We start from the raw sequence: 6576 nt of genomic DNA, 5'->3' as shown, positions 1-6576 counted from the left end.
TATTGTTGGGGGAAATATTATGTTAACTATGGGAGCTATAGCTGGAGGAGCTTGTTTTGGGGATAATATAGGACTTATTTCAGATACTACTATAGTTAGTTCTGGTATCCAAGGTGTTGAAGTTGTTAAAAGAATTAGACACCAAGGTGTTTGGTCTGGTTTAGTTTTAGTATCTGGTATTATCTGTTTTGGACTTGCTGGAATATTTATGGGATTACCATCAGTAGTTGGAGATGGAGCTGCTGCTATTAACGAAATTCCAGCTGAAGTTTGGACAAAACTTGCTGAAGAGAGAGAATCGGCTGTAACTCTATTAAACCAAGTTAGAGATGGTGTTCCAGTTTATATGATAATTCCTTTAATATTAGTTCTAGTATTCGCATTTAAAGGATATCAAACATTTATCTGCTTATTTATTGGTATTATTTCTTCTTATATCCTTGGATACTTTGCGGGAACTGTTACTAGTACAAAAGCTTTCCTTGAAGATCTAATCTTTGTTGGATTTGAAGGTGCAGGAGCTTGGGTTGTAGTTATGATGATGTGGGTTTCAGCTTTTGGTGGAATAATGAAATTGATGGACGCATTCAAGCCTCTATCAATATTACTAATTAAGATTTCTAAAAACGTAAGACAACTTATGTTCTGGAACGGAGCTTTATCAATATTTGGAAATATGGCTCTAGCTGATGAGATGGCACAAATAGTTACAATAGGGCCAATCATTAGAAACCTTGTTGAGAAAAACGTAGAAGGTGCTCCAGAAGATATTGAAGTATTAAGACTTAGAAATGCTACATTCAGTGACGCTATGGGAGTTTTTGGATCTCAATTGATTCCTTGGCACGTATATATTGGATTCTATTTAGGAATTGCAACTACAGTATATCCATTAGAGGCATTCTCTCCAATAGATATTATCCAGTACAACTTTATAGCATTCATAGCTGTAATAAGTATGTTACTTCTAACTTTAACAGGTTTTGACAGATTCATTCCTAGATTTGCATTACCTAGAGAACCAAAAGTAAGATTGAGAAAATAATTAGAAATTAATGGTGAATACATAAAAAAGAGAGCAATATTGCTCTCTTTTTTATGTATATTTATGCTATAATATAATAAAAAATATGAGGTGACATATGATTAGATTTCAAAATTTCTACAAGAAAAATTTTAATACTTTAACCAAAACTGAAAAAAAAATCTTAGAATACCTAATTAAAAATCCTAAAAATATCATTACCCATTCAGCTTTAGAAATTGGAAAAGAACTCAATATTAGTGATGCTTCTGTTTTAAGATTTTCAAAAACTCTTGGTTTTGAAAAGTTTAATGATTTAAAAATATATATCACTTCTAATCTGACCTCTTCTAGTCCTAATGAAAGAATCATTAAAAACTGGAACAATTTTAGCTCAGAAAATGATATGATCACTAAAATAGTTAATGCTGATATCACAAACATTAAAGAGTTTATTGAAACGTTAAATTTAAATCAATTAAATAAAGCAATACATATCTTAGAAAATTCTAATAAAATTTATTTTTTGGGTCTTGGATCAAGCAAAGGAATTTCACAATTTATGTTTTGGTATATGAGACGTCTAGGATTCAATACTGAGTGTATTAATGAAGGTGGTCTCGGGCTTTATGAAACTTTATCACATATAAAGAGCAAAGATACTATTTTTATTTTTTCATTTCCTAGAATATTGGAAGATGAAATAAGAATACTTGAACTAGTAAAGAAAAAAGGAAGTAAAGTCATTGCCATTACAAGTACAGAGTTTTCTGAAATCTCCCTACTTAGTGATATACTATTCCAAGTTGAGGTGGAGAATTTAGGATTTTTCAACTCTTATGTTGTTCCTATTCAACTATGTAACTTAATATTGACAATGCTATTTGAAAAAAACAAAGATACTTTATATAAAGAAATTAAAGAAAATAGTTTTGTTCAAGATTTTCTGTTCCACAATTTATAATTAATTCTATTAATACATTATTTATATTATAAATATACTAATCTATTGTGTTTATATTTATGTTTTATAAATGATGTATTTTTATTTTTTTAATACATAAAATGTAAATTCCATTACATATTTTATTGACTTTACTACATTTAAAGTGTATAATGTAGTATAAACTACAAAAGGGAGGATTTTTATGATTAAACCTATAATTGGGATTACATCTGCATATGAGATTGAAGATGGACTTCGTAATTACCATAGGACGACTGTTAGTATTGATTATTCTAAGTCAATTATAGCTGCTGGTGGTGTTCCTATAGTTTTGCCTGTAACATCTGATTTAGAAACTATTAAAAACCAATTATCACTTCTTGATGGTCTAATCTTAGCAGGAGGAGCTGATATAAACCCTTTATACTACAATCAAGATTTCAAAGAAAATATGGGAGTTATCTCTCCTGAGAGAGATGAAGGTGAATTAATTGTTTTAAGAGAATTTTTTAAAACTGGAAAACCTATTCTTGGTATATGTAGAGGACACCAACTTTTAAATGTATTTAGAGGTGGAACTTTATATCAAGATCTTAAATATTTTGGAAAACCTGTTCTAAAACATAGACAAGATTTTTATCCTGAATTAGCTATACACAATGTCAAAATAATTGATTCAGATAATATGTTGTCACAATTATTTGGTAACAGTATTTTAACAAACTCTTTTCACCATCAATCTATTGATAAAATAGGGGACGGATTGACTACCATCGCAACTACTGAAGATGGAATCGTTGAAGCTATTCAGATGAAATCACATAAATTTTTGTACGGAATACAATGGCATCCAGAAATGATGACAGCTAGAGGAAATGAGGATATGAAAAAAATATTTATTGAATTTATTAAACACTGTAATAAATAAAGTAAATTAAATGGGGGGATTTAAATGAATAACAGTATTAAACAAAAAGGATTTTTAGGTAAAGTTGCTATTATTGCCAACAAACTTCCACATCCTGTTACAATTTTTATTATTTTTTCTATAATAATCGCTATTCTATCTGAAGTTTTTGCTCGACTAGGAACTTCTGTACAAATAGAAACTATTAATCGTTCAACAAAACAGATCGAAGATACTACTTTCTATGTTAAAAGTTTATTAACACCAGAAGGTATTAGATGGATTTTTGAGTCTGCTGTTGAAAATTTCATCTCTTTTGAACCATTAGGAGTGGTATTATTCTTCTCTTTATTCTTTAACTTTTTGAATGAAGTTGGTTTATTTCCAAGTTTCCTAAAAAAAATAATGGGAAAAATCAATGGAAAATACATTTCATTTTTTATAGCTTTTTTAGGAGTTAACTCTTCTTTTGCTGGTGATATTGGATATGTGCTTGTTGTTCCTATTGCTGGTATTCTTTATAAGCAACTTAAAAGAAATCCTATTGCTGGTATTCTTTTAGGATTTAGCTCCACTTCTGCAGGATTTGCTGCTTGTTTAGTTTCTTGTTTAGTTTCTATTGATGCTTTACTAGGAGGTCTTTCCACTGCTGCAATAAGTATTGTTAATCCAGATTATATTGTTACACCTCTAGCAAATTCAATATTTATGTTTTTCTTTACTTTTTTTATCACTTTTATTGTCGCATTTGTCAACGATAAAATTGTTGAGCCTAAATTAGATATGTTTTTACCTACTGATGAAGTTCAGAATTTAGAAAATGAAGATTTTAATCCAAATCTTACACTTGAAGAAGAAAGAGGATTAAAGTGGGCAGGACTTGGATTTATTATCTCTTTTACAATTATAGGAGTCCTTTCTCTTCCTACTTGGGGACCACTTAGAAACCCAACTACTGGTAAATTATTATTAGGATGGAGTCCACTTCTATCTGCTATCATACCTGTAATTTGTCTTATATTTTTTATTCCAGGATTACTTTATGGAATTGGAGCTAATAAGATAAAAAATGATAAAGATTTAATGAATCTATTATTTAAAGCCCTTGATGGATTTGGAGCATTTATTGTATTGTGCTTTTTCTCTTCAATCTTTATATCTTGGTTCTCATACAGTCAATTTGGAACTATAATAGCTGCTGAAGGAGGTAAATTCTTATCTCAAATTGGACTAACTGGTATTCCTTTAATAATAACTTTTATAATTTTTGTTAGTTTTATTAATTTATTTATGGGATCTATGACTAGTAAATATGTTCTTTTAGCTCCTATTTTTTTACCAATGTTATATAAATTAGGAATTTCTCCAGAATTAGCTCAATTAGCATATAGATTAGGAGATTCAGCTACAAATATAATTTCACCTTTAATGAGTTACTTTGCTTTAATTCTTATGTATTGTAATAAATACAACAAAAAATTTGGTCTTGGAGATTTAATAACTTATATGATTCCTCATTCAATAAGTATATTAATATCTAGTATTATTTTCTTTACTATTTGGCTTATTTTAAATTTACCTATTGGCTTTGGAACAGTAAATTTTTTATAAAAAAATTAATAGATAAAAATAATTAAATAATTACTAAAAAGGAGAGCACACCCTGTACTCTCCTTTTTCATAGAATATCTATATCAATTCTTTTAAATTTTTTAATTCTTCCTCTAAAGCTTCCCACTCTTCCATAACTTCCATAATCTGTACATCATAATCTTCAAGCTCCTGTTGAATAGTCAGAAGTTTATCCAAATCATTAATTTTTCCAGCTTCGTTATACTCCACTTCTTTTTTAGCTTTCTCGCTCTCTAACTTTTCCAATCTTTCTTCAGATTTTACAATTTTTTTCTCTAGAGATGATATTTTATTTTTATTTTTCTTCTGTTCTTCATAACTTAATACAGCCTTATCTTTATTTTCATCCTTCTCTTTTACATTATCTCTCTGTTGTAAATAGCTATTATAATCTCCTTTAAACATAATAGCTCCCTCTTTTTTTATCTCATATATATTATTTACAACACAGTCTAAAAAGTTTCTATCATGTGATACTACTAAAATAGTTCCTGTATAATCCTCTAAAGCCTCTACCAATATCTCTCTTGAATATATATCCAAGTGGTTAGTTGGCTCGTCTAATATTAAAAAGTTAGGTTTTTCAAGCATAAGTTTCATAAAAGCAACTCTTGCCTTCTCTCCTCCACTCAAACTTTTTATCTCTTTATATACATCATCTTCACTAAATAAAAATCCACCACAAATATTTCTAGCTTCCTCTTCACTCAAAGTAAAATTATACATAAGCTCTTCAATTATAGTCCTATTTAAATTTAGACCTTGATGATTTTGGTCATAGTAACCAATCTTTACTCTATCTCCTATTTTAAACTCTCCACTAGAAGCATTTTCCAAAGAGTTAACAATCTTCAATAAAGTTGATTTTCCAACTCCATTTTTTCCTATTATTCCTATTCTTTCTCCTCTATATACATCTAAGTTAATATTAGAAAATATCTTATGACCATCAAAAGACTTAGACAGATCTTTTATTCTTAAAACTAAATCCACACTCGTTACATCTGTTTCAAACTTAAGCTTCATATTCTTTCTACTTATTACTGGATTTTCCATCTTTTCCATTCTATTCAGAAGTTTCTCTCTTCCTCTTGCCTGTTTAGATTTTACTCCAGCTTTGTATCTTCTTATGAATTCCTCCATTTTTCTAATCTTATCTTGCTCTTTATCAAAAGCCTTTACAGCACCTGAAATATATGCTTCCTTTTGAATAGTAAAATCTGTATAGTTTCCATTATATGTTTTAAGTGTTTTTCCTTCTAATTCAAAAACTCTATTTACTACATTATCTAAAAAATATACGTCATGGGATATTACCATAACAGCTTTTTTATAATCTTTTAACATTTTTTCCAACCACTCTATAGCATTTAAATCTAAGTGGTTTGTTGGTTCGTCCAATATCAAAAGTTCTGGCTCTTCCAATAAAATTTTACCTAAAGCTACTCTAGACATCTGTCCCCCAGATAGATCTCCAACCTTATTATTCCATAACTCCTCTGCCAAACTCAAACCATTTAATATCTGTTTTACCTTGTACTCAATAGCATAACCTTCATTTTGCTCATATCTAGCTGTAACTTTTCCTAACTCTTCCATAGTTTTATCAAAGTCATCTAAATTTTCAGCTAGTATAATATTCAGTTCCTGTATTCTATGATAATCTTGTCTTACACTATCAAACACTGTCATCAATTCTTCAAAAATTGTATTTTCTTTGTTTAATTTAGGATTTTGTGAAAGATAACCTATCTTCAATCCACCTTTTTTAGCAATTGTACCTCTTTGATTAGTTGCTGGATCTACCTCATCATACTCCAATCCCAATAAGATTTTTATAAGTGTGGATTTTCCAGCACCATTTATCCCTATTACTCCTATTTTATCTTTTTCATCTACTGAAAAGCTTACATTTTTAAATAGTGTCTCTCCTGAAAACCCCATATATAAATCATTAACTTGTAATAATGCCATCTCTATATTTCCTTTCCTAAATTTTTTATACTTTTTTATTATACCATATTTTTCGTATCTGTAAAACTTTATAAAGCTTAAAATAAAAAGAGA

General features: G+C 29.0%; 5 protein-coding genes. 4 read left to right on the top strand and 1 reads right to left on the bottom strand.

The genetic code is table 11. The annotated features are described in order from the left end of the window. From QZ286_RS06565 to QZ286_RS06550, 4 genes are all read left to right on the top strand, one after another. Positions 1 to 1045, top strand: a 1045-nt coding sequence (locus QZ286_RS06565) for a Na+/H+ antiporter NhaC family protein (protein WP_291256173.1), incomplete at its 5' end; no start/stop codon positions are given. Positions 1046 to 1142: 97 nt separating this feature from the next. Next, positions 1143 to 1988 (top strand): MurR/RpiR family transcriptional regulator, encoded by an 846-nt coding sequence (locus tag QZ286_RS06560; protein ID WP_291256172.1) that lies wholly within the window; start codon positions 1143 to 1145, stop codon positions 1986 to 1988. 184 nt (positions 1989 to 2172) lie between these two features. Beyond that, positions 2173 to 2898 (top strand): gamma-glutamyl-gamma-aminobutyrate hydrolase family protein, encoded by a 726-nt coding sequence (locus tag QZ286_RS06555; protein ID WP_291256171.1) that lies wholly within the window; start codon positions 2173 to 2175, stop codon positions 2896 to 2898. 24 nt (positions 2899 to 2922) lie between these two features. Then, the gene (locus QZ286_RS06550; RefSeq protein ID WP_291256170.1) at positions 2923 to 4488 is read left to right on the top strand and encodes an AbgT family transporter; all 1566 of its coding nucleotides are present in this window, start codon (positions 2923 to 2925) and stop codon (positions 4486 to 4488) included. A 78-nt stretch (positions 4489 to 4566) separates the two neighbouring features. On the opposite strand, the gene QZ286_RS06545 is transcribed toward QZ286_RS06550, so the two are convergent. Next, entirely contained in the window at positions 4567 to 6483 is a 1917-nt protein-coding gene (locus QZ286_RS06545; RefSeq protein ID WP_291256169.1) for an ABC-F family ATP-binding cassette domain-containing protein, read from the bottom strand. Between the last annotated feature and the right edge of the window lie 93 nt (positions 6484 to 6576).

The organism is Fusobacterium sp. (assembly GCF_019012925.1).
GTDB lineage: Bacteria > Fusobacteriota > Fusobacteriia > Fusobacteriales > Fusobacteriaceae > Fusobacterium_A.
Note: the sequence above shows the minus strand (reverse complement) of the source record. Positions and strands in the feature narration are given on the sequence as shown.

Bases quoted from the DNA above. Each gene is read 5' to 3' on its own strand.
- QZ286_RS06545 (WP_291256169.1), bottom strand. From the start codon at position 6,483: ATGGCATTATTACAAGTTAATGATTTATATATGGGGTTTTCAGGAGAG.
- QZ286_RS06550 (WP_291256170.1), top strand. From the start codon at position 2,923: ATGAATAACAGTATTAAACAAAAAGGATTTTTAGGTAAAGTTGCTATT.
- QZ286_RS06555 (WP_291256171.1), top strand. From the start codon at position 2,173: ATGATTAAACCTATAATTGGGATTACATCTGCATATGAGATTGAAGAT.
- QZ286_RS06560 (WP_291256172.1), top strand. From the start codon at position 1,143: ATGATTAGATTTCAAAATTTCTACAAGAAAAATTTTAATACTTTAACC.